Raw genomic sequence first — 23,713 nt, 5'->3', positions numbered from 1 at the left:
GATGCCGACCGCACCCCAGACCACCGACGAGCTGTACCAGGCGCTGCGGGAGAACGACCGGCGCCCGTACGGCCGTACCCGCACCGTCACCGCCGAGGAACTGGCGGAGGCGGCCGAGCAGTTCGGGGACCCCGTCCATCTCGTAGTGGCGCTCTTCGCGCTGCAGAGCGCGTACAACTACGGCTCCGAGCCCCGGAAGTCGCCCGTCGTCTTCGCCCGGCTGCTCACCCTCTTCGACGAGCAGCCCGACGCCTTCGACGAGCGCCGCCGCCACACGCTGTTCTGGCGGTTCAAGTGGGTGGCCCACGCCCTCCTCGCGCTGCCCGAGATGCCGCTGACCGCCCTTCGCCAGTGGCTGACGGAGATGCGCGACCGGTACGAGAAGGCCGGCCACGAACTCCAGCCGTACTACGGGCAGGCGTACCAACTCGCCGCCCACGTCGGGGAGGACACCGATCTCGCCTACGAACTGTGGGCGGCCCGTGCCCGCACCGAACTCAGCGACTGCGAGGCCTGCGAGATCTGCGCACGCGCCCGGTACCACCTCGCGGCCGGCGACGACGAGCGGGCGCTGCGCGTCTGGGAGCCCGTCCTGGCCGGGAGGGAGTCCTGCCAGGAGGAGCCCGCCCGCTCCATCTCCTGCGCGCTGCTTCCCCTGCTGCGCACCGGCGACACCGACCGGGCCCGCGCACTGCACCTCACCGGCTACCGCGTCTGCCGCCGCAACTCCTCGATGGCCGCGGAGATCGGCCGGCACCTGGAGTTCTGCGCGCTGACCGGCAACGAGGCACGCGGCCTGGAACTGCTCGCCGAGAACCGGAGCCTGTTCGACGACGTCGACTCGCCGCTCGACCTGCTCGGCTTCCTCACCGGCGTGGAGGTCCTCCTCCAGCGCGTCGAACTCCTCGGCCACGGTGAGCTTCCCGCCGCCGGATACGCGGGCCGCGGCTGGACGGTGGCCGGCCTGCGCGCCGAGGTGCGGGCCCGCGCCGACGACCTCGCCGCCCGCTTCGACGCCCGCAACGGAACGACGGCCCACACCGACCGCCGCAAGGACCGCCTCGACCGCGCCCCGCTCCTGGACACGCTCGAACTGACCCTGCGCACCCGCGCCCTCGACGACGTGGCCCCGGTGACCGCGCCCGCCGCCCACGAGACCGCCGCCGTCCCCGAGCCGCTGCCCGAACTCATCGTCCGCGCAAGGACGTTGGACGAACAGGCGGATCCGGACGCACCGGCCTGCTGGGCACGACTGCGCGCCCTCGTCGCCGCCCCCGGCTACTCCCACCCCGACGACCCGGCCGTGGGATCCCTCGTACGGCTGCGCGCGGACCTGCTGGCCGACGAGGCGGGCCGGGCGGGCGAGAAGGGCGAACACGACGCCGCCGTCGCCCTGTACGAGGCGGCGGCGGGCCTGTACGACGAGGCCGGAGCGCCGGGTCACGCGGCGTTCGTGCGCGCCTGCGCCCTCCTCCCCACGGGCAGGATCCCCGATGAGCATGCCGACGGGGCCGAGGCAAAGGCCGCCCGGCTGACCGGCATCCACGCGGCCCTTGTCCGGCTGCACGAGGAGACGCCCGGGCTCGCCCCGTACCTGGAGGCCCGCATGCTGCGGCTGCGGGCGTCCGCGCTCGGCCTGCGTCTGCAGACGACGAGGAGCGAGGAGCACATCGCGCCGGTGTTCGCCGAGGCCGACCTGCTGCTCGCCTTCGCCGAGCGGCACGACATCGCCGGACAGGTCTCCGGCGCCCTGTTGCTGCGGATCAGTACGTACGCCCTCTCCGGCGATCTGCCGGCCGCGCTCGCGCAGACCGATGCCCTTCTCGACCGGCTGAAGGCACACGGCCCCGCCTGGCACCTGCCCCGGGCGCTGGGCATGCGCGGCAGGGTCCACCTCGGCCTCAAGGACGCGCAGGCCGCGCACGCGGACCTGACCGAGAGCCTGCGGCTGGCCGCCGACTGGCCCTGCGACGCCGTCGACACCGCCGGCCTCCACAGCGCGCTGGCCGAGGCGTGCATGCGTCTGCGCCGCCCCGACGAGGCACTGCGGCACTTCACCCGCTCCGCGGAGCTGGAACTGCGCCATGGCGACCGGACGGACGCGTTCTGCGCCTACAGCAACGCGGCCGGGCTCAGCCTCGACCTCGGCCGCGTCGAGGACTGCATCGCGCTGCTCGACTCCCTCCTGGCCGAACCGGACTTCACCGCAGGCGAGTTGGACGACCGGCTCGTCGCCCAGCTGCGCCTGACCCGCGCCCGCGCCCTGCACGCCGGGGAGGATCTGAAGGCCGCCACGGCGGAGTTCGCCGCCCTCGCGGCCGAGTCGGCCGGCTGGGACGACGATCCCGGGAGCCACGCCATGATCGCCGCGGAGACCGCCGTACTCCTCGCCGAGTCAGGGGAGTTCGGCCGGGCCCGCGAGGCCGCCGACCAGGCCCTCGCCGCGCACGCCCGGGCGCCGCGCTACGAGCAGCTGAGCAACTGCCTGCGCGAACTCGCCCGCCTCCGGGCCGAGCAGCAGGGCGCGGAGGGCCTGGCCGGCGCCCTCGCCTTCCTCGCCGACGCGGGCAAGGTCGCCGAGGAGGCCCGCACCGCCGGGTACCAGGCACACGGCCGCGACCTGGACAGCGCCCTCGCCTACGAGCACGGACGGGTCAACGCGTACGCGGGCGCGTACGAGACCGCCCTGACCGCCCTGGACGAGGCCCTCACCCTGCTCGGCGAACCGGGGGACGACAAGGACCACGCCGGGGAGTGGGCGGAGTACGTCCGTCTCGCCGCCGTCGTGGAGGGCACCTACATGGAGCGCCCCGCGCCCGCCCGCACTCGCCTCGGCACGGCGATCTCCCTCCTCACCGGCCTGGGCCACCCCGAGGCGACCGAGCAGCTGAGCTCCTTGTCGGGGCGGCTGCGGGACAAGGGGTGACGGAGTCACCCGGCACTGACAACGCGATCGGCCCCGCCGTACTGCGCCGCAGTGGCGGGGCCTTGCGCGGAAGGGTGTCCGGGGCTGTCGGGGACGGTGGACTCCGGTGGGTTGTCCGATCTCCACCAGGGCCCCGGCGACGAGCCGCCCTCGCACAGCCGCCCCCCGAGGCGGCGCGCCCGGTCTCGTGGTTCGGGCGCGCCGCCGGTTCAGTGGCGGGCCGGGGTCGGTTCAGGGGCGGGCCGGGGTCGGGTCGGCCTTGGCCGGGTGGGCGTCGGGGCTGTCGGTGGGCCTGCGCGGGGCGGGGATGAAGGAGGCGACCGCGGCGGAGACGAGGGCGACGCCGCAGCCGATCAGGAGGCCGGTGCGGAAGCCGTTCTCGGAGGCGATGGTGTAGCCGCCCAGGGTGATGGTCATATGGGCCAGCACGACGCCGATCACGGCCGAGCCGATCGTGGTGCCCAGCGAGCGCATCAGGGTGTTGAAGCCGTTGGCCGCGGCGGTCTCGGAGACCGGGACCGAGCTCATGATGAGCGCGGGCATGGAGCCGTAGGCGAGGGCGACGCCGCTGTTGATGACGATGCCGGAGAGCATGATGCCCCAGGCCGTGCCCATCAGCGGCAGCGCGAGCGCGTAGCCGGCGGCCATCACGACCGCGCCGCAGGTGAGCGCGAGCTTCGGGCCGCGCGCGTTGATCAGCTTTCCGCCGAGCGGCGAGATCACCATCATCATGATGCCGCCGGGCGCGATCCACAGGCCCGCCGCGAGCATCGACTGGCCCAGGCCGAACCCGGTGGCCTTCGGGAACTGGAGCAGCTGCGGCGCGATCAGCATGAAGGAGTACATGCCGACCCCGATCAGGACCGACGCGGCGTTGGTGATCAGCACCCGCGGCCGGGCCGTGGTGCGCAGGTCGATCAGCGGGTCGCGGGTGCGCAGCTCCCAGAAGCCCCAGGCCGGCAGGGCGAGGACGGCGGCGGCGAACAGCGCGAGGGTGGTGCCCGAGGCCCAGCCCCAGTCCGCGCCCTTGGAGATCGCCAGCAGCAGCGCCACCAGGCCGATCGCGAGCCCGATCGCGCCGAGCGCGTCGAAACGCTGCCCCTTGGCGCCGGCCGGGACATCCGGTACGACGACGAAGATCAGCACGCCGACGATCACCGCGAGGGCGGCCGATCCCCAGAACAGCAGCTGCCAGTCGGCGTACTGCGCGACCGCGGCGGCCAGCGGCAGCCCGATCGCGCCGCCGATGCCCATGGACGCGCTGACCAGGGCGATGGAGCCGCTGAGCTTCTCGGCGGGCAGGACGTCCCGCAGCAGCGCGATGCCCAGCGGGATCATGCCCATGCCCATGCCCTGAAGGCCACGTCCGACGATCATCGGCACGACCGACGTGGACAGCGCGCACACCACCGAGCCGATCACCAGCGGCACCACGCAGATCAGCATCATCCGCCGCTTGCCCACGAGATCGCCGAGGCGCCCGGACACCGGCACGCAGACCCCGCCCACGAGCAGGGTGACCGTGACCACCCAGGCGGCGTTCGACGACGAGGTGTGCAGGATCCGCGGCAGTTCGGCGATGAGCGGGGTCACCAGTGTCTGCATGATCGCGGCGACGGTTCCGGCGAGCGCGAGGGCGGCGACGATACCGCCCGTTCTGCGGCTCGGCTGCGGGGCATCCATGGGTGACTCCTCGATTCGTCCGGTCGTCCGGTCGTCCGGTCGGCCGTCCGGGCCGGCGGGGCAACGGGATGTGCATGATGCACACCTGTCGATGTGCATCATGCACATCGTATGCATTATTCATACCGCATGTGCCATGCATGCCGCTGTCCGCCTGCGGACCTTCGCCGCCGGGCCCTGAGATACGGTCGACTTCTGAAGGAGGCACGTACATGGGGAAGCCGTCGCACCTGGTCGAGTTCGAGCACATGGTGCTCGGGCGGCATCAGCTGAGCAGTACCACCCGCCGGTACCAGGAGGGCCGGATGGAGCGGAGCGCGTACATCATGCTGAGCCGGATCGAGGTACAGGGGCCGATGTCGATCGGGCAGCTCAGCGACGCCTTCCAACTCGACGTCTCCACCGTCAACCGGCAGACCGCGCACGCGATGCGGGCCGGGCTCCTGGAGCGCATCCCCGACCCCGAGGGCGGCATGGCCCGCAAGTTCCGGCTGACCGGGGAGGGCGAGCGCAAGCTGCGCGAGGAGCGCGAGCTGCACGTCCAGGACCTGGACCGGGTCTTCGAGGACTGGTCGGCCGACGACGTGGAGAACTTTGCCCGCTACCTCCAGCGGTTCAACACCAGCGTGGAGCGGATCACCGGCCAGCCGTGGCCGCGGTCGTGAGCCCCGTTCCGGGCGCGTCCTCGCGATCCCGCAGCAGGAAGTCCGCCCGTACGACAGCGCCGCAGCGCAGCGGCCGCTGCTGGACCGCCGGCTGCCTGCCCGGCAGGGTCGCCACGATGCTGAGGTAGCCCTCGGGCAGGCCGGTCGCGGCGTACTCGCCCTGTGCGTCCGTCAAAGTGGAGACCAGTTGACGGCCGCCGGGGTCCAGCACGGTCACCAGCGCGCGCGGCACCGGCCGCCCGTGCGGGTCGGTGACCGTGCCGAGGAGATCGGGTTCCGGCTCGCCGAAGCGGTGGCGGTGCACCGGGAGCGCCGTGGGGGTGGGCGTCTCCAGGGAGGGGTCGTCGGTCGGCGGGTCCTGGATCTCCCGCTCGGCCTCCGCGAGTGCCGTGCGCCGGTGCCGCCGGGCGTCCAGGCCCAGCAGGGCGATTCCGGCGGCGATCCACGCGCACAGCACCAGGACCGGCCTGAGCATCCCGGCCCCGCCGAAGTAGAGCGCCGAGCGCAGGGCCTCCACGGCGTTGCCGAGGGGGATGACGGCGTGGACGTACTGGAAGAACGTCGGGAGCATCGCGGCGGGCGCCGCGCCGCCGCTGGTGGGGATGCTGAGCACGATGAACAGCGTCATGCCCACGGCGGGGAAGAACCGGCGGGTGAAGGGCGCGAGGCCGGAGGCGAAGGTGGCCACGGCGGTCGTGAGCAGGAAGGCCACGAACAGGGCCACCGGGTTGTGCGGCAGATAGCCGAGGCCCGCGCCGACCGTGAAGCCGACGACGCTGAACAGCGCTGCGGCGCCCGCGATGGCCAGCAGCTTTCCGCGCCGGTCGAAGGTCGTCGCGCGCAGCAGGGTGGTCGCGAGGAGGTAGCCCGGCACGCTCCACGCGATGCCGAAGTACACCAGGGTCGTGCCCATCCGGTCCGCGCGCACGGTGGGCGCGACGTCCCGGACGGTGAGGTGCGTCGCCGACCCGTCCGCCGCGACGAGCCGGGTGAACGTCGTCGTCAGCGCCTGCTCAAGCGACGCGCCGTTCGCCTTGGCGACGAAGAGCACGGGGTGCGCGCCCCGGCCGCCGGGGGCGCCGGTCTCCCCGGTGGTGAAACCTGCCACCGCCGTACGGTCGCGTACGGCCTGACGCGCGTCCGAGGCGCGGGCCACGGCCGTGACGTCGAAGCCGCCCGGCTGGGTCCGCTTCAGTACGGCGTCCACGTCGCGGGCGGCCGCGCGGCCGGCGACGACCACATGGGCGTGATGGGGCCCGGGTGAGTGGAGCGCCGGTGCGAAGCAGAACAGGAAGCCCAGGAAGAGGGCGGCCGGGAACCAGACGGCCTCGGCGAAGGTCCTGGCCCACGGCGGCCGGGTGGGGTGCGCCACCCGGCCGCCGTACCGCTGTGCGTCGTCGCCCACGCTCTGTTACCCGCCCTCTCGTCCCGGCGCCGCCGTTGGATGAGTGGCAGTCGACCCATATATTTGTAGCCTACATGTACTTTCCGGGGGTCTCCGGGCGGACCGCCGGGGCCAGGGTCGGCTACCGGGCGGCGGCGGTGTCCGTGTCGAAGGCGCGCATCCGGCGCAGCGGGGAGCACAGCAGGACCAGCGGGGTCGCCGACAGCGCGGCCGTCAGGAACCACAACGCGCCCCGCACGCCCGCAACTTGGCCGAGACCACCGGCGAGTAGACCGCTGAGCGGGAGGACACCCCAGACCAGGAAGCGCATGGTGGCCGTCATCCGGCCCAGCAGATGCGGGGGGCAGACCGTCTGGCGGTAGGTGACCTGGCAGATGTTGTACGTCGTGACACCGGCCGACTGGATCAGGGCGCCGAGCACGAACAGGGCGATGCGCCAGCCGTGGCCGGTCAGCGGGAGCAGCAGCCCGAAGGGCATCGTGACCAGCAGCGAGAGCCAGGTGAGACGGGCCTCGCCGAGGGCGCGGGAGAGGCGCTCGGTGACCAGCGCGGCGAGCATCGAGCCGACGCCCGCCGTGGTGAGCACCCAGCCGACCGCGGCCGGCTGGAGGCCCACCGTGCGGGTCAGGAACAGCGTCTCCAGGGCGAAGATCCCGCTCAGGAAGAGATTGACGGACGCCGTGCTGAGCGCGATCACCCGCAGGATCGGGTTGCGCAGCACATGGTGCAGTCCCTCGCGGATCTCGTGCAGGAGCCGGCCGCGTCCAGCGGGCGACGGCAGTTCCTCCCGCGCCTCGATCTTGCCCAACAGGGCGGCGGAGACCAGGGAGGTGACGGCCTGCCCGGCCAAGGTGCCGACCGCGCCGAGGAGTTGGACGAAGAAGCCCGCGATGCCGGGACCGGCCAGCTCGGCCGTCGAACGCACGGTCTCCAGCCGGGAGTTGCCGCTCACCAGGGTCGAGCGGCCGACCAGGGTGGGCAGATAGCTCTGGTCGGCCACATCGCCGAACAGCCGGGCGCAGCCCAGCAGCAGGGCCACGACGTACAGCAGTGGCATGGAGTGCAGATCCAGCAGCCAGGCCACCGGCACCGCGGTGAGCAGCACCGCGCGCGTCAGATCGGCGGCGATCATGACATTGCGCCGCCGCATCCGGTCGACCCATGCCCCGGCGGGCAGTCCGAACAGCAGGAACGCCGCCTGCTCGGCCGCCGCGAGCAGACCGGCCTGCCACGCCGAGGCGTGCAGGGTCAGCACGGCGGTGAGGGGGAGGGCGACGTAGGTGATGTTGTTGCCGAGCTCGTTGCAGATGTGCGACGCCATGAACCGGCGGAAGTCGCGCCGCTGCCGGGGGGAGGGGGCGGAGTCCTCGGGCTCGGCGACCGCGGCGGTGGCGGTGGCGGTGGCCGCCTCCGCCCCGGCGATGGAGTCGGATACGGCAGCGGAGTCGGATACGGCGGTGGGGTCGGATACGGCAGCGGTGTCGTCCGGGTCGGTGGCGGGGCCGGACGCGGCCGTGGGCTGGGACACGAGAGACGTTCCTTGTCTGGTGGAGGGCGGCGGGCGCCGCGCGATGACCGGAAGCGGTGCGGCTTCCCCTGCGTCGGTGTCAGCCGACGGCGATCTCGGGCAGGGCCCGCGGATCGAGCTTGCCGCCCGGGGTGCGGGGGAGCCGGGGCAGGACGGTGAGATGCGCCGGGACGAGGTGGGCCGGGACGCGGGCGCTCAGAACGCGGCGCAGCTCGGCGGCGTCCGGGGTCCGGCCCGGCGCGGCGGCGACATAGGCCGCCACCTGGACCTCACCCAGATGCGTCACCGCGCGGGCGACCACGTCCACCACGTCCGGCAGCGCACCGACCGCCGCCTCCACCTCCTTGAGCTCCACCCGGTGGCCGCGCACCTTGACCTGGTCGTCGGCGCGGCCGAGGAAGCGCAGCGTGCCGTCCGCGGACCGGCGCACCCGGTCGCCCGTCCGGTACATCCGCTGCCCCGGCTCCTCGGCGAACGGGTCGGGCACGAAGCGTTCCGCGGTCAGCGCGGCCCTGCCGTGGTAGCCGCGCGCCAAGCACGCGCCGGCCAGATACAGTTCGCCCGCCTCCCCGTCCGCCGCTTCCGTCAGCCCCTCGTCCAGGACATACGCTCGCACGCCGGGCAGCGGCACGCCGAGCGGAATCACCTCGTCGTCGGCGACGCCGTCGAGCGCGGCGGCACGGGCCTCGTGGCAGGTCGCGGTGATCGTCGACTCGGTGAGGCCGTACGCGCTGGTCACCGGCGGGCCGCCCGCGCCGTACCAGCGGCGCAGGTCCGCGGTGCGCCCGGCGTCGCTGCCGATCACCACCCGGCGCAGGGAGGCGGGCAGCGGGCGGGGCCGGCGCTCGACGTCCTTCGCCCACTGCGCCCAGTAGGGGGTGGGCAGATTGACGACGCTGATCCGCTGCCCGGCGAGGAAGGGTTCGAGTTCGCCGGGCGAGACCAGGTTGTCCGCGACGAACACGGCGGCGCCGCCCGTGCACCAGGTGGGCAGGGCCTCCTCAAGGCACACGTCGAAGGCGGGCGCGGCGAACTGGAGCACCCGGTCGGTGCCGGTCAGGCCGTAGCGCTCGGCGAGCACACGGGCCTGCCGGGCGAGGCCGGGGTGTCCGACCGCGACCGGCTTGGGCGCCCCGGTGGAGCCGGAGGTGAACAGGACGTAGGCGAGGGCGCCGGGCGCGGGCCGGGCCGGGACGAAGTCCGCGCCCCGGCTCTCGGCCCCCGCGGTCGCCGCCCAGAACAGCTCGGTGCCGACCCGGAGTTGCAGGTCGGCCGCGGCCGTGTGGTCCGCGGCGACCAGATAGCGGGTACCGGCGGCGGCCAGCAGGGTGCGCAGCCGCTCGTCGGGCGTCGCCGGATCGGCGAGCAGCAGCGCGGCACCGCAGTACCAGATGCCCAGCACGGCGACGGCCCAGTCGGCGCCCCGGCCCACGCCGACCAGCACCGTGTCCTCGGGACCCGCACCGGCGACGGTCAGCTCACGGGCCACCACCCGGGCCCGCTGGTCCAGTTGACGGTACGTCAGCTCTCCTTCGGGCCCGAGCACCGCCGTGGCGTCGGGGGTCGCCGCCGCCTGCCGGGCGATGAGCAGCGGTACGGGGAGCTCGGTGGCGGTGGTCATACAAGATCTCCTGGTCGGTTCGGCCGGACCGGGGCGCGTCGAGGACACGGCCGGATAAGAGGTCGCAGCGGCCGCCGGCGGTGCGGGGCTCACGCGCCGTTCCTCGCGCGGGCCCGCAGGGCCGGGCGGGCCGGTGCCGGGCGGGCGGAGGCGAGGCGGGCGGCGATGCCCGCCGGGGTGGGCGTCTCGAACAGGTCGCGGATGGTCAGTTCGGCGCCGAGTTCGGTGCGCAGCCGGCCGGTCAGCCGGGTGGCGAGCAGCGAATGCCCGCCATGGGCGAAGAAGTCGTCGTCCGGACCCGCCTCGGACAGCCCGAGGACCGCCGCGAACAGATCGCACACCTTCTGCTCACCGGGGCCCGAGGGCGCCCGCCCGGCGGAGCGCGTGAGGCTCGCGGGATCCGGCAGCGCCTTGCGGTCCACCTTGCCGTTCGTGGTCAGCGGCAGCGCGGGCAGCCGCAGCAGCAGCGAGGGGACCATGTAGTTCGGCAAGGTGTGGGAGAGCGCCGCGCGGATCTCGTCCGGGGTGGCGGTACCGGTGACATAGCCGATCAGCCGCTGCTGTCCGGCGCCGTCGCGGTCCACGGCCACGACCGCGTCGCCGACACCGGGCACGGCACGCAACGCCGTTTCCACCTCGCCCAGTTCGATGCGGTTGCCGCGGATCTTGACCTGGTGGTCCTGGCGGCCGAGGAAGTCCAGCTGGCCGTCGGCGCGCAGCCGGGCCAGGTCGCCGGTGCGGTACATCCGGGCGCCGGGCTCGGTGGCGAAGGGGTCGGGGACGTAGCGTTCGCTGCTGCGCCGCGGATCGTTCAGATAGCCGGGTCCCACGCCGGTCCCGGCGATGAACAACTCCCCGGCCACGCCCGGCGGTACGGGCGCGAGAGAGGGGTCGAGGATGTACAGCCGGTTGTTGCGCAGCGGCCTGCCGACGGGCAACCTGCCCTGTTCCAGCTGGGCTTGGACATCCCGGGTGATCAGGGCGTGGGTGTTGTCGTCCGAGCACTCGGTGAGGCCGTAGGCGTTGACGAGCGCCGCGTCCGGGTGGCGGTCGTACCAGCGCTCGCACAGCTCGGGCGGCAGCACCTCGCCGTTGACGATGAACCAGCGCAGCGACGGGAGTTCGGGCGCCGGTGTGCCGGAGTCCCACAGGTCGAGGGCCGCGCGGACGAAGGAGGGCACGGTCTCCATCACGGTGACCTCGTGGTCGGCGACGGCGGCGAAGAGCACCGCCGGATCGCGGGCGACATCACGGGAGACCAGGTGCACCCGGCCGCCGGTGATCAGCGGCGCGAGCATCTGCCACACCGAGATGTCGAAGGTGAGCGGCGCGTTCATCACCACCCGGTCACCGGGGGTGAGTTGAAGGTCGTCCAGCTTGGCGAGCAGATGGTTGTTCATGCCGCGCCGGTGCACCATGGCGCCCTTGGGGCGGCCGGTGGAGCCGGAGGTGAAGCAGATGTAGGCGAGCGCGTCGCGGCCACCGGCGGTCGGCGGCGGCACGGGAACGGTCCCCGGCTCGGCGGCCCGCGGCCCCGCGTCGTCGTGGCGGTCGTCGAGGAACAGCAGCCGTACGGTGGTCACCGCGGCGGCGATCTCCTCGGCGCGGGCCCGCTGTTCGGGGGCGGCGAGCAGCCAGCTCACGCCGCCGGTGGCCAGCAGGTCGGCGGTGCGCACCACCGGGCCCTCGGGGTCGAGCGGCACATAGGCGGCGCCGGCACCGAGGATGCCGAGCAGGGCGACCGGCACCCGGGCGGTCGGCTCGCTGAGCACCGCGACCAGATCGCCCTCGCGCGCCCCCTCGGCGCGCAGCCGCAGGGCGAGCGCGTCGGCGCGGGCGACCAGATCGGCGTACGTGTGCGTTCGGCCGGAGTCGTCGGTGACCGCCACGGCGTCCGGACGCAGTTCGGCCTGCCGCCGTACCCGGTCGGTGACCTCGGCGAAGTCCTCCTCGCGTGCGGTGTCGTTGAAGGACACCAGGACGCGGTGGCGCTCGGCCGGGGACAGCAGGTCGACGGAGCCGGCCGGGCGGTCCGGGTCGTCGGCGACGGCCGTGAGGAGCCGGACCAGGCGGTCCAGCAGGGCCCCGGCGTCCTCGGTGTCGAAGACGTCCGGCCGGTGGTCGATCTGCAGGCGCAGCCGCTCGCCGGGGATGGCGGTCAGGGAGAGCGGGTAGTGCGCCGCGTCGTGCGGGTCGACCCCGGTGACACGGAGGTCGCCCGTGGACAGCGCGGACAGCGCGGCGAGCCCCTCGGCGTCCGCCTGGTAGTTCTGGAACGCGACACAGGAGTCGAACAACTCGCCCGCGTCGGCGGTGCGTTGGATCTCGGTGAGGCCGAGGTGATGGTGCTCGATCAGGCTCGCCTGCTCGTCCTGGAGACGGGTGAAAAGACCCATCAGGGACTCGGCGGGGTCGATACGGACGCGCACCGGGACGGTGTTGAGGCACAGCCCGACGATGTCGGCGACGCCGGGCAGTTCGGGGGAGCGGCCGCTGACGACCGCGCCGAAGACCACGTCGCATGAGCGCAGCCGGTTGCCGAGCAGCAGCGCCCACGCGCCCTGGAGCAGGGTGCCCGGGGTGATCCGGTGGGCCCGGGCGAGCCCGGTGAGCCGCTCGGTCAAAGACTGTGGCAGCACGGTCTCGACCCGGTGCGGCAGCAGCCCCGCGGGGGCCGCGGAGACCGGGGCGGTACGGGTGCCACCGGAGAGTCCGGCCAGCGCCCGGCCCCAGGCGTCCCGGGCCGCGTCGGTGTCGCGGGTGCCGAGCCAGCGCAGGAACGAGGCGTACGGCGTGACCGGAGGCAGCGCGGCTTCGTCCGGACCCGCGTCGTGGAGGGCCAGCAGCTCGCGCACCAGGACGGGCCACGACCAGCCGTCCAGCAGGATGTGATGGTACGTCAGCAGCAGCCGGTGGCTGAGCGGGCCGAGGCGTACGAGGGTGAAGCGCAGCAGCGGCGGCCGGGCCAGGTCGAAGCGGCGGGCCCGGTCCTCGGCCAGCAGCGTCTGGACGGCGGCCGCCTGCTCCGCCTCGCCGAGTCCGCTGAGGTCCGTCTCGGCCCACGGCACCTGGACGTCACGCCGTACGACCTGCGCGGGCTCACCGGAGGCGCGGCGCAGGAAGCCGGCGCGCAGATTGGCGTGGCGGCGCAGCACCGCGTCGGCGGCGGCCCGCAGCCGCTCGGCGTCGAGGGGCCCGGTCAGGTCCAGCAGCAACTGGGCGACGTAGACGTCCGTTTCGTCCTCGTCGAACAGCGCGTGGAAGAGGATGCCCTCCTGGAGCGGGGAGAGGGGCAGGACGTCCTCGACGCGGGAGGCGGCGGGGGCGGCGGGGCCCGCAGAAGTGCCGGTGTGTGCAGGGGCGTTGGGGGCGCTGGGGTCCGCGGGGGCGGCGGTTTCGCTCACGGTGTGTTTCCTTGTCGGTGGTCAGGCGGGACGGCCGCGGCGGGCGCGGCGCACGATCGGCGGTTCCGGCGCGGCGGCCGACTCGGCGGTGGCAAGGGCGAGTTCGGCGACGGTCGGTCCGGCGAAGAAGCGGCGGACGGTGACCGCGGCGCCGAGGCCGGAGCGGATCTCGGCCAGCAGCCGGGTGGCGAGCAGGGAGTGCCCGCCGAGCTCGAAGAAGTTGTCGTGGACGCCCACTCGGCCTGCGCCCAGCAACTGCTCCCACAGGGCGGCGAGCGCCCGTTCGGTGTCGTCGCGCGGCGCCTCGTAGGGCCGTTCGGCGGCGGCCGGGGCCGGGGAGGGCAGCGCGGCCAGGTCGGTCTTGCCGTTCGCCGTGACCGGGAAGCGGTCCAGCACCATGATGGTCAACGGCACCATGTAGTCCGGCAGTTCGGACCGCAGATGCCGGCGCAGCTCGGCCGGGTCGGGGGCGGCACCCGCGGCGGGCACCGCGTACCCGGCGAGAGCGGGTCCGGCCGCCGTGGGTACGACGGCCACGGCGGCCCGGCCGACGGACGGATGCCCGGCGAGCACGTTCTCGATCTCACCCGGTTCGATGCGCAGCCCGCGGATCTTGACCTGGCGGTCGGCCCGCCCGAGGTACTCGACCTGCCCCGCGGTGTTCCAGCGGGCGAGATCGCCGGTGCGGTACATCCGGGCACCGGGCGGCCCGGCGGGGCAGGCGACGAACCGTTCGGCGGTGAGCCCGGGGCGGCCCAGATAGCCCTGCGCGAGGCCCGCCCCGGCGATGTACAGCTCACCGGTCACACCGGGCGGCACCGGCGCGAGCCGGTCGTCGAGGATGTGCAGGCAAGTGCCGTCCAGGGGGCGGCCGATGGGCACCTGACCGTCCGGGAGCTGCGCCCCGGGCGCCATGGCGAACGTGGCGGCGAAGGTGGTCGTCTCGGTCGGCCCGTACGCGTTGGTGACGGTGGTGCCGGGGCAGTGCTCGCGGACCCGCCGGACGGCGGCGGGGGAGGCCGCCTCGCCGCCGGTCATCACCTCGACCAGCGTGGCCAGCCGCTCGGGGCAGCGGTCGGCCAGCTCGTTGAAGAGCGTCGCCGTCAGGAACGTGCCGGTGACCCGCTCCTCCTGCATGAGCGCGGCGAGGGCGGGGACGTCCAGGTCGCCGGGCGGGGCGATGACCACGAGGCCGCCGTTCAGCAGCGGCACCCACAACTCGTAGGTGGAGGCGTCGAAGGCGTGCGGGGAGCGGAAGAGGACCCGCTCATGGGCACCGCCGCGCCAACGGCGGTCCACGGCGAGGGCGACGACCTCCCGGTGCGAGACGGCGACGCCCTTGGGGGTGCCCGTCGAGCCGGAGGTGTACATCACATAGGCGAGGCCGTCGGGATGGGCGCCGGCGCGGTCCGGGGCGGTGCCGCCGTCGCTGCCCCCGCCGCCGTAGCCGCCGTCGCTGTTGTCGTCCACGCGCAGGATGTGCCGTACACCGAGATCGGGGGCGGCCCCGGCGTCGGTGATCAGCACGGCCGCCCCGGCCTCGGCGACGATCGCCGTCGAACGGGCCAGGGGGGCGGCCGCGTCCAGCGGGAGGTAGGCCGCGCCGGCCTTGAGTACCCCGAGGGTGGCCGCGATCAGTTCCACCGAGCGGTCCATCAGCACCGCGACGGTGTCGCCGTGCCGCACGCCCAGTCGGCCGAGCCGCGCGGCCAACCGGTCGGAGAGCGCGTCGAGTTCACCGTAGGTGGCCGCGCGTCCGGCGCAGACGGCGGCCGTCCGCTCCGGGTGGGCGGCGGCCCGCGCGGTGAACAGGGCGTCCACGGTGGTGGCGTGGGGCTGCGCGGGGGCGCCCTGCCAGCCGTGGAGCAGGTCCGCGCGCTCGGCGGGGGTCAGCAGATCGAGGGCGGCGATGGGGGCGGCCGGGTCGTGGACGACGGCGGCGGCGAGGCGGACCAGACGGTCGAGGAGCCGCTGGGCGGTGTCGGCGTCGAAGAGGTCGGCGGCGTATTCGAGGGCCAGGCCGATCCCGGCGGGCGCGCCGGTCGCGGGGTCGTGGTGCTCGTCCACCTCCAGGGTCAGATCGAACTTGGCGGTCTCGGTGCGCACGGCCTGCGTCCGCACCCGCAGTCCGGGGAAGACCGGCTCGTCGTGCGCGTCCCGCTGGCTGGCCACCGCGATCTGGAAGAGGGGGTGACGGCCGGGCGAGCGCGGCGGGTTGAGCCGCTCGACCAGCGCGTCGAAGGGCAGGTCGCGGTGGGCGTGGGCGTCGAGCACGGCGTCGCGGACCCGGTCGAGGACCTCGGTGAAGGCGGGGTCGCCCGAGGTGTCGGCCCGCACCACCACGGTGTCGACGAACAGGCCGACGAGATCGTGCAGGGCTTCGTCGTCACGGCCGTCCACCGGGCAGCCAAGCGGCAGGTCGGTGCCCGCGCCGAGCCGGGTGAGCAGCGCGGCGAAGGCCGCCTGGACGGCCATGAACGGCGTGGCGTGCCGCTCCCGGGCCAGCGCGGCGAGCCCCGTGTGCACGTCGGCACCGGCCTCGGCGCTCACCACGGCGCCGCGGTACGAGGCGACGGCGGGACGCGGCCGGTCGGTGGGCAGCGCATGCTCCTCGGGCAGGCCCGCCAACGCGCCCGTCCAGTGGTCGAGTTGCCGTGCGTGCAGCGAGTCCGGGTCCGCCGCGTCGCCCAGGACCTCCTGCTGCCACAGGGCGAAGTCCGGGTACTGCACGGGGAGTTCCGGCCACTCGGGGTCGCCGCCCAGCACCCGGGCGGTGTAGGCGGCGGCCAGGTCGTGGACGAGGACGTCGAGCGAGGCGCCGTCGCCCGCGATGTGGTGCAGGACCAGCAGCAGTTGGTGCTCGTCGGCCTCGTCGGTGAACAGGTGTGCGCGCAAGGGGACGTCGGTGGCCACGTCGAAGGGGCGGCCCGCGGCGGACCGCGCGCGCTCCCCGTGTTCGGCGGCGGGGCAGACCGTGACGGTCAGGTCGGGTGCCGTGCCCGGATCGAGGACGTGCTGGCGGGGGCGGCCGTCCTCGTCGGGGAACACGGTCCGCAGGGCTTCGTGCCGGTCGGTCACATCGGCGAGGGCGGCCGCGAGGGCGGCGCGGTCGAGGTCGCCCCGCAGGCGCAGCCCCACGGGGATGTTGTGCAGGCCGGACGGGTCGCCGTCGCGGCACAGGAACCACAGACGGCGCTGGGCGTGGGACAGGGGGATCACAGCAGATCTCCGAGCTGGGATTCGAAGGCGTCGAGGTCGGCCTGGCTGAGGCCGGTGAGGGACACGTCGGACGGGGTCAGTCCGGCGGCGCCGGGCAGCGCGGTGTGCCGGGCGAGGGCCCGCAGCATCGCGAACCACTCGTCGGCCAACGCCCGCACCCGGTCGGCCGGGTAGGCGTTGCCCGCCCAGGTCCAGGTGGCGCTGAGGGTGAGCCCGTCGGGGCCCTCGTGCGCGGCCGCGTTGACCTCGACGGCGTGCGCCATGGGCAGGCCCTCGTCGGCGTCGTCGAGGGCGAAGTCGTGCCCGGGGGCGGCGGCCCAGTCGGCGGTGTCGCCCATGGGGAAGCGGCCCAGGTAGTTGAAGCCGATCTCGGGGATGCCGAGGGCGGCGAGCCCCGGGCCGGTACGGCTGTTGCCATGGCGCAGCAGGCCGTAGCCGATGCCGTGGTCGGGGATCGCCCGCAGCGTCTCCTTGACCTGGCGCAGGGCGGCTCCGACGGCGGGTCCGCCGGCGCGGGCGTCGGCCAGATCGGGCAGCCCGAGGTCGAAGCGGACCGGGTACATGGTGGTGAACCAGCCGACGGTGCGGGACAGGTCCACGCCGTCGGTGATCTCCTCCCGCCCGTGCCCCTCGATGTCCACGAGCACCGAACCCCCGTCGCCGTCCCCGGTGCCGGGCCGCCGCCAGGCCAGGACGGCGAGGGCGAGACCGGTCAACAGGACGTCGTTCACCGTGCCGTTGACCAACCCGGGCGCCAGGGTGAGTAGTGGCCCGGTGACATCCGGGGGCAGGGTGCGGGTGTGCCGGTTGACGGCGCTCTCGGCGTCGAGCCGGTCCAACCCGCAGACCCCGCCCAGCGGTTCGGGCGCGGGGCGCAGGGTGTCGGTCCACCGTACGGCCTCCGCCATCCGGCGGCCCGAGGTGGCGTCGGCCCGCAGCAGGCCGGCCCAGTGCGCGAACGGGGTCGGCACCGGCGCCGGTTCGGGTGCGCGGCCCGCGGCGAGCGCCTCCCAGCAGGAGCGCAGATCGTCCTGGAGGATGCGCCAGGACACCCCGTCGACGGCCAAGTGGTGGACGACCAGCGCCAGTCGGCCCTGCCGGGCGGGGCCGCGGTCGACGCGCACGGCGCGCAGCACGATCCCCTCGGCGGGCGCGAGCAGCCGCCGCGCGGCCCGGACGCGCTCCGTCACCAGACCGGGCAGCTCCTCGTCGGTTGCGGTGCCCGCCTCGACGTGCTCGATCAGCACGCGGGCGTCGACACTCCCGGGCGGCGGCACCAGGGGCCCCGCGCCTGTCGAGTCCGCACCCGTCGGGCCCGCACCGGCCGCGCCCGTTCGGGTTGCGCTCGCATCGGTCGCGCTCGCACCGGCCGCGCCCGTTCGGGCCGCGCTCGCATCGGTCGCGCTCGCACCGGCCGCGCCCGTTCGGGCCGCGCTCGCATCGGTCGTGCTCGCATCGGTCGTGCCTGCACTGGTCGTGCTCGCATCGGTCGTGCTCGCACCGGTCGCGGTCGCACCGGCCGGGCCCGCACCCGTCGGGCCCGCGCCGATCGCGGCCGCGCCGCCCGGCACCCGCAGTCTGAGGATGTCGTGGGTGTCCAGCAGGGCCTGTACGACCCGCACCGCGTCCTCCGCGCCGAAACCGGCCGGGGTGCGCAGCACGAGCGACTGGTTGTACGTGTCGACGGGCCCGCCCAGCTCCCCGAGCCACGCCATGATCGGGGTCGGCGCGAACGGGCCGAGCCGGCGTGCGGGCCTGGCGGGACCGGCGCCCGCACCGGAGCGGCCGACCGCGCGGGCACCGGCCGCCAGCGCGGCGACGGTCTCGCTGCGCAGCACCTCACGGGTGGTGACGAGGAGCCCGGCGGGGCGTGCGCGGCTGACGACCTGGATGGCCTGGATGCTGTCACCGCCGAGTCCGGTGAAGCTCTGCCCCGGGTCGACGGCGGCCAGCCCGAGCACGTCCGCGATCAGCGCGCACAGCGTCCCGGCGGGATCCGGCACGCCGGTGCCGCCGTCGACCCCGTGGCCCGCGAGGGTGGTGGTGGAGCGGTCGAGGTCAGTCACGGGCCGTGTTCCCGGCGAGGGCGGCCACCAGGGACGCGGGCCGCATGTCGGTCCAGTTCCGCTCCACGTGGTCGAGGCAGCTCTGCCGCGGCGCGGGCCCGTGCACCCGCGTCCACCCGGCGGGGACGGCCACGGTGGCGGGCCACAGGGCGTGCTGCAGCTCGTCGTTGCGGACGACCAGGTAGTCGGCGTTGTCGTTCTCGAAGGGGTTGCTCATGGCAGGTCCTCGGGGTGTCCGTTCCGGGTGCCGTACGGGTCGTACGACGAGGTGGTGAGGGTGGTGGGAGTTATGGGCGGGGGCCGCTGTCGACGCTGAGCCGCACCAGGCGCCGCGCCTCGTCCAGCGCCGCCGTCACCCGCTCCGGCGTCGGGTGGCCGGCGATGACGTGCCCGATCCGGTCACCGGCGCTGCGGGGGCGCCGTACGACCGTGCCCGGCGCGGCGGTGACCGTGACCGCCTCGACGTCCGGCACCGCGGCGGCCTCCTGGGTCCCGGCGACGGCGTCGAGCACCCCGTCGGCGTCGGGCAGCAGGAACTGGATGCCCGCGTGGGCGTCCTGGGCGGGCTTGAGCGCGGGGGCGAGCCCGACGGCGGTGCGCAGCTGCTGTTCGAGCAGGTCGACGCCGGTGGCGAGCCTGATGAGCTCGGGGATCATGCCGCCCGCGGGGCGCGGGTTGATCTCGATGACGGCGGGCCCCTCGGCGGTCAGCTTCACCTCGGTGTGGGTGGCGCCCAGCCGGATCCCGGCCGCGTCCAGGGCGGCGGTCACGGTCTCGGTGATCCGCTGGGCCGTCTCGGCCGGCAGCGGGGCCGGGAACAGATGCCGGTGCTCCACGAAGTGCGGGGTGCCGGTCACGGACTTCTCGGTGATGCCGACACACTCGGCCCGGCCGTCCCAGGTGAACATCTCCACGCTGTACTCGGGGGCGTCCAGGTACTCCTCCACCAGGACCGTGCGCGCGGTCGGCATGCCGCGGACATTGGTGGTCACGGCGAGGACCCGCTCGGCGTGCGCGGTGGCCGTGGCCTCGTCGGCGCAGAGCAGGACGTTCACGGAACCGGAGTCGTCGGCGGGCTTGACCACGCAGGGCAGCCCGGTCGCGGCCACGGCGGCGGCCACCTCGGACGCGTCGCGGACGACGGCGTACCGCGGCTGGCGCACCCCGGCGCTCTCCAGCAGGGCCCGCAGCGCCGACTTGTCACGGCACGCGGTCACGGCCTCGGGCGGATTGCCGGGCAGCCCGAGCCAGCGGGCCAGGCGCGCGGCGGCGGGGACGTAGAAGTCGCTGGTGGTGGTGATGCCCGCGATCTCCTCGCGGCGGAAGCGGTCCTGGACGGCGGCGCGCAGGGCGGCGTCCGAGTTGGTGTCGCAGCGGATCACCTCGGCGCCGGTGGCGGCGAGCCCCCGGTACCGGTCGGGATCGCCCGTCAACAGCACGGGCACGGTGTCCAGTTGCTCCCGCGCCAGCTCCAGGGCGAGCATGCCCGTGCCCGTGGTGTTGGACTCCACGAAGACCAGGTGCCGCCGCAGCTCCTCGGGGGCGCGGAACGGCTGCCGGGACCAGCTCAGCGCGGTCTGCCCGGCCGGGATCACGGACGGCCCCTCGGGCGCCGGGAGTTCGTGCAACCGATGGGTGTCCCAGTGCTCGTCGCTGTAGACGGTGTCGGCGTACCGGTCGCCGCGGTCGGGCATGATGCCGACGATGCGCGAGCCCGGTTCGGCGCGCTCGGCGAGGTCGCCGAGGACGCGGTAGACCGAGCCGGAGGTGTTCCCGGCGAAGATCTGCTGCTCCCGGGCGAGATCCCGGGTGGCGGCGAACGCCTCGTGGTCGTTGAGCCAGTGCACCTCGTCGATGAGCGAGCGGTCCAGGTTCTTCGGCAGCAGGCTGTTGCCGAGGCCGCTCTGCAGCCGCTGCGGCACATCGGGCTGCCCGAACAGCGCGCTGCCCACGCAGTCGACGCCCACCACCTTCACACCGGGCAGGCTCTCCCGCAGGGCACGGGAGGTGCCGCACAGCGATCCACCGCTGCCGACCGCCCCGACGACGGTGTCGATGTGCCCCAGGTCGGCGAGCAGCTCGCCCGCCAACTCCCGGTAGGCGCCCGGGTTGTCGGGGTTGGTGTACTGCTGCGGCCAGAAGGCGCCGGGCAGTTCGGCCATCAGCTCCGCGAGCCGCTCCAGGCGGGCGGACTGCCAGCCGTGGCTGGTCATCGCCTCCACGATGTGCACCTGGCAGCCGAGGGCGCGGAGTTTGGCGAGGGTGACCGGATCGATGCGCGGGTCGGTGACGATGTGCACCTCATGGCCCAGCGAGCGGCCCACGAGGGCGACACCGAGGGCCATCGTGCCGGAGGAGCTCTCCACGACCGGGGCGTCCGGCCGCAGCGTGCCGAGGCGCCGGGCCTCCCGGATGATGTTGCGGGCGACGCGGTCCTTCATCGCGAAGAGGTTCTGGAGTTCCAGCTTGGCGTAGACCTCCACCCCGCGTGCCTCGCCGAGGCGCAGCCGGACCAGCGGCGTCCCGCCGATCGCGTCCGTCAGCGTGTCGAACAGCATGGTCAGATCTCCAGCTCGTGAGGGAGGGCGGAGGGGTCCGCGGCGGGATGGGGTACGGCGGGACGGGGTACGGGGACGGCGGGCCCGGCGGGCTGTCCGCGGTGCGGCCGACTCCAGTCGTCGCCCGCGCCCAGCGAGCGATGCACGGACACCTCGCCGCCGAGAGCCGAGCAACCGGCCCTGATGTGCGCGGACTTGGCGTCGAGTTCGGGGTCGCAGGCTTCGAGGAGGACGCCGAGCAGGGTACCGCTGTGCGCGAGGACCAGGCCGAGCCCGCCGACCTCGTCGCACAGCACGCGCAGCCGGTCGAACCCGGGGCGCTCGCGCCGCCGCCCGTTCAACTCCGCGCTCCGGGTGGCCACTTCGCCCACGGCCGGCAGATCGCCTTCGGTGACGGCGATGGTGAGCCGGTCGAGCAGCCGGGCGTACTCGTGCCGGTCACCGGCCCCGATCGGACCGGCCGTGCGGTTGTGGGCGACCGTGTCGACCTGACCGCCCTCGTCGTGCGCGACGACGGCGAACGGCGGCAGCGTGCCGAGCCTGCGGCCGAGCCGCACGCCCCGGTGGTGGAAGCAGACGATCTCGTCGTACATCACACCGTCGGCCGGTTCCACGCCCCGCAGGAACGCCTCGGTCTCGGCGGGGGAGAACGACTGTCCGAAGGCCGCGCCGACGGCTCGCACGGTGGCGACCAGGTCGGCCGACGAACTGGCCATGCCCTTGCCCTCGGGCAGATCACCGCCGAGTTCCAGCAGGCCGCCGTGGGCCACCCCGAGCGCGGCCAGGACGGCCTCGGCGGTGCGCCGGGACTTGACCTTGTGCGCGGGCGCGACCCGCACGTCCTGCCGTCCGGGCCACGGGTGGAAGGCGGCGCTCGCCCACCGGGCCAGCGGGAACGTCACCAGGAAGTCGCCGTCCGGCTCGGGCAGCGCGCCCTGGAGAAGCTCCCCGAAGGTGCCGAAGGCGTGCCCGAGACCGGGTTCGAGGCCGGCCGGCGCGGCGGCCGGGCTGGAGATCGGTGACGGCGGCATCAGCGGTCCCCCGCTTCCGCGCGTACGGCACCCTTGGGGGAGCCCGCCGTCGCCTCTTCCGCGCGTACGGCGTCCACGGCGGAGCCCGCCGGCGCCGTGCGCCCGAGCGCCCGGTCCGTCTCGGCGGCACCGGCGCGGACGGCCGAGGCCCGCCGCTCCCAGGCGGCCCGCACCTCGGCGTACGCCTCCCGCTGGACACGCAGCGCCTCGGCGACCGCCTCGGGCCGCGCCGAACCCCCCGAGGCCAGCCGTTCGAGCCCGCGCCGCACATCGAAGGCGTCGGCGAGCAACGCGGCCGGTTCGGCGAGCGTGACGGAGTGCTCGGCCGCCGCCTCCACCAGCAGCTCGGGCACGCCCGGGTGCGGCGGGGCACCGGCGCCGACGGCCCGCACGATGTACTTGCCGGCGATCACCTGGGCGGTGCGCCAGGGCACGTCCTCGGTCAGGGTCAGGGCGTTGGCGAGGCTGAACCCGCCCAGGAACTCCCGCTCGCAGACCTCGCGCATCCGCTCCGCGCGGAAGGTGAGGCGGCGCAGCACCTCGGTGAGCAGCCGGACGGTGCCGTGCGCCGAGTCGAAGGCGGCCAGCACATGGGTACCGGCCTCCTTGGAGACCTCGACCAGATTGCAGAACGGCGTGTTGCGCTGGCCGAGCAGGACGTCCGTGTGGAAGGCGGTCAGATGGGCGGTGCGGCCCCGGATGCGTTCCAGCACCGGGTAGTTCTTCTTCTGCGGCATCGCCGAGGAGATGCCGGACAGTTCGTCGGGCAGCTCGATGAAGCCGTACTCGCTGCCGCCCCAGCTGAGCAGATCGGTGGTGAAGCGGCTCAACGCGGCGCCGAGCAGGCTGAGTTCGGCGGTGGCCTCGGCGCTCCAGCGGCGGGAGGCGACCGCGGTGAGCGCGTTGGACTGCGGGCGGTCGAAGCCGAGCAGCCGGGCCATCCGGACGCGGTCCCACGGCAGTTCCTGCCCGGCCATCGCACCGGCGCCGAGCGGGCAGGCGTCGATGCCGTCGTAGGCGGCCAGCAGCCGGCGCTGGGTGTGCAGCAGGTGCTCGGAGAGCGCGGTGAGGTGGAAGCCGGGGGTGATGATCTGGGCGGCCTGGAAGTGCGTGTACCCGGGCATGGGCAGCTCGCGGGTCTCCTCCGCGAGCTGTACGACGACCTCGCCGAGCTCCGCCAGGGCCCCGGCGAACGCGCTGAGCCGCTCCCGGCCGAACATCAACTGGGCGCAGGCCTGCAGGTCGTTGCGGCTGCGGTCGACGTGCCAGCGCACGGCCGGCCGCGCGAGCCCCGCCTCGACATGGCGCTCGATCGCGAACGCGATGTCCGACATGTTGGCGTCGGGCCGGGCGCTGAGGGTGTCCGGGCCCACCCCGTCGAGGAGGGTGGCGACGGCGTGCGCCTCGTCCGTGTCGAGCAGTCCCATGCGGGCGTACTCGGCGGCGAGGGTCTTCTCGATGGCGACGTAGTGGTGCAGCAGATGGCGGGACTCGAACCGGAACTGCGGGGCGAGCACCTCCTCGTGCAGCAGTTCGCTCGGTCCGCCGCTGATGCGGCCGGTGAGTTCGGCGGCGGGTGCCGGGGACTGGCTCGTCACGTGACGGTG

The 23,713-nt window shown here is 74.4% G+C and carries 13 protein-coding genes; 2 read left to right on the top strand and 11 right to left on the bottom strand.

Features of this window, described 5'->3' with window-relative positions; genetic code table 11:
- The first annotated feature begins 1 nt into the window (after position 1).
- Positions 2-2,926: a hypothetical protein gene (locus tag AB0N90_RS25480; protein WP_365200296.1), complete on the top strand. Its 2,925-nt coding sequence runs from the start codon at positions 2-4 to the stop codon at positions 2,924-2,926.
- Positions 2,927-3,157: 231 nt separating this feature from the next.
- Here the strand turns inward: AB0N90_RS25480 and AB0N90_RS25475 are convergent, their stop codons facing one another.
- Entirely contained in the window at positions 3,158-4,609 is a 1,452-nt protein-coding gene (locus tag AB0N90_RS25475; protein WP_365200294.1) for an MFS transporter, read from the bottom strand.
- 212 nt (positions 4,610-4,821) lie between these two features.
- Here AB0N90_RS25475 and AB0N90_RS25470 point away from each other — a divergent pair, with 212 nt between their 5' ends.
- Positions 4,822-5,274, top strand: a complete 453-nt coding sequence (locus AB0N90_RS25470; RefSeq protein ID WP_161216219.1) for a MarR family transcriptional regulator — start codon at positions 4,822-4,824, stop codon at positions 5,272-5,274.
- Here the strand turns inward: AB0N90_RS25470 and AB0N90_RS25465 are convergent.
- The 10 genes from AB0N90_RS25465 to AB0N90_RS25420 form a co-directional block, all read right to left on the bottom strand.
- Positions 5,246-6,679, bottom strand: coding sequence for a carboxypeptidase regulatory-like domain-containing protein (locus AB0N90_RS25465; RefSeq protein ID WP_365200292.1), 1,434 nt, complete (start codon positions 6,677-6,679; stop codon positions 5,246-5,248). The genes AB0N90_RS25470 and AB0N90_RS25465 overlap by 29 nt on opposite strands.
- Positions 6,680-6,800: 121 nt before the next feature.
- Positions 6,801-8,207, bottom strand: a complete 1,407-nt coding sequence (locus tag AB0N90_RS25460; RefSeq protein WP_365200289.1) for an MFS transporter — start codon at positions 8,205-8,207, stop codon at positions 6,801-6,803.
- Positions 8,208-8,286: 79 nt separating this feature from the next.
- Positions 8,287-9,828, bottom strand: a complete 1,542-nt coding sequence (locus AB0N90_RS25455) for an amino acid adenylation domain-containing protein (RefSeq protein ID WP_365200287.1) — start codon at positions 9,826-9,828, stop codon at positions 8,287-8,289.
- A gap of 89 nt (positions 9,829-9,917) precedes the next feature.
- Positions 9,918-13,232 (bottom strand): amino acid adenylation domain-containing protein, encoded by a 3,315-nt coding sequence (locus tag AB0N90_RS25450; protein ID WP_365200284.1) that lies wholly within the window; start codon positions 13,230-13,232, stop codon positions 9,918-9,920.
- A 21-nt stretch (positions 13,233-13,253) separates the two neighbouring features.
- Positions 13,254-16,451, bottom strand: a complete 3,198-nt coding sequence (locus AB0N90_RS25445; RefSeq protein WP_365200282.1) for an amino acid adenylation domain-containing protein — start codon at positions 16,449-16,451, stop codon at positions 13,254-13,256.
- Positions 16,448-18,517 (bottom strand): condensation domain-containing protein, encoded by a 2,070-nt coding sequence (locus tag AB0N90_RS25440; protein ID WP_365200280.1) that lies wholly within the window; start codon positions 18,515-18,517, stop codon positions 16,448-16,450. Before AB0N90_RS25440 ends, AB0N90_RS25445 begins: the two co-directional genes overlap by 4 nt.
- Entirely contained in the window at positions 18,510-18,734 is a 225-nt protein-coding gene (locus tag AB0N90_RS25435) for an MbtH family protein (protein ID WP_085567510.1), read from the bottom strand. Before AB0N90_RS25435 ends, AB0N90_RS25440 begins: the two co-directional genes overlap by 8 nt.
- A 70-nt stretch (positions 18,735-18,804) precedes the next feature.
- Positions 18,805-21,075, bottom strand: coding sequence for a pyridoxal-phosphate dependent enzyme (locus tag AB0N90_RS25430; protein WP_365200278.1), 2,271 nt, complete (start codon positions 21,073-21,075; stop codon positions 18,805-18,807).
- A gap of 2 nt (positions 21,076-21,077) precedes the next feature.
- The gene (locus tag AB0N90_RS25425; RefSeq protein ID WP_365200276.1) at positions 21,078-22,106 is read right to left on the bottom strand and encodes a kinase; all 1,029 of its coding nucleotides are present in this window, start codon (positions 22,104-22,106) and stop codon (positions 21,078-21,080) included.
- A complete protein-coding gene (locus AB0N90_RS25420) occupies positions 22,106-23,704 on the bottom strand; it encodes a lyase family protein (RefSeq protein ID WP_365200273.1) in 1,599 nt (532 codons plus the stop codon). The genes AB0N90_RS25425 and AB0N90_RS25420 overlap by 1 nt, the downstream gene beginning before the upstream one ends.
- Positions 23,705-23,713: the final 9 nt, after the last annotated feature.

Origin of the sequence: Streptomyces sp. NPDC093018, from assembly GCF_040684035.1 — a bacterium.
Lineage (GTDB): Bacteria > Actinomycetota > Actinomycetes > Streptomycetales > Streptomycetaceae > Streptomyces > Streptomyces murinus.
The sequence above is the reverse complement of the archived record's forward strand: the minus strand, read 5'-3'. Positions and strand labels throughout refer to the sequence as shown.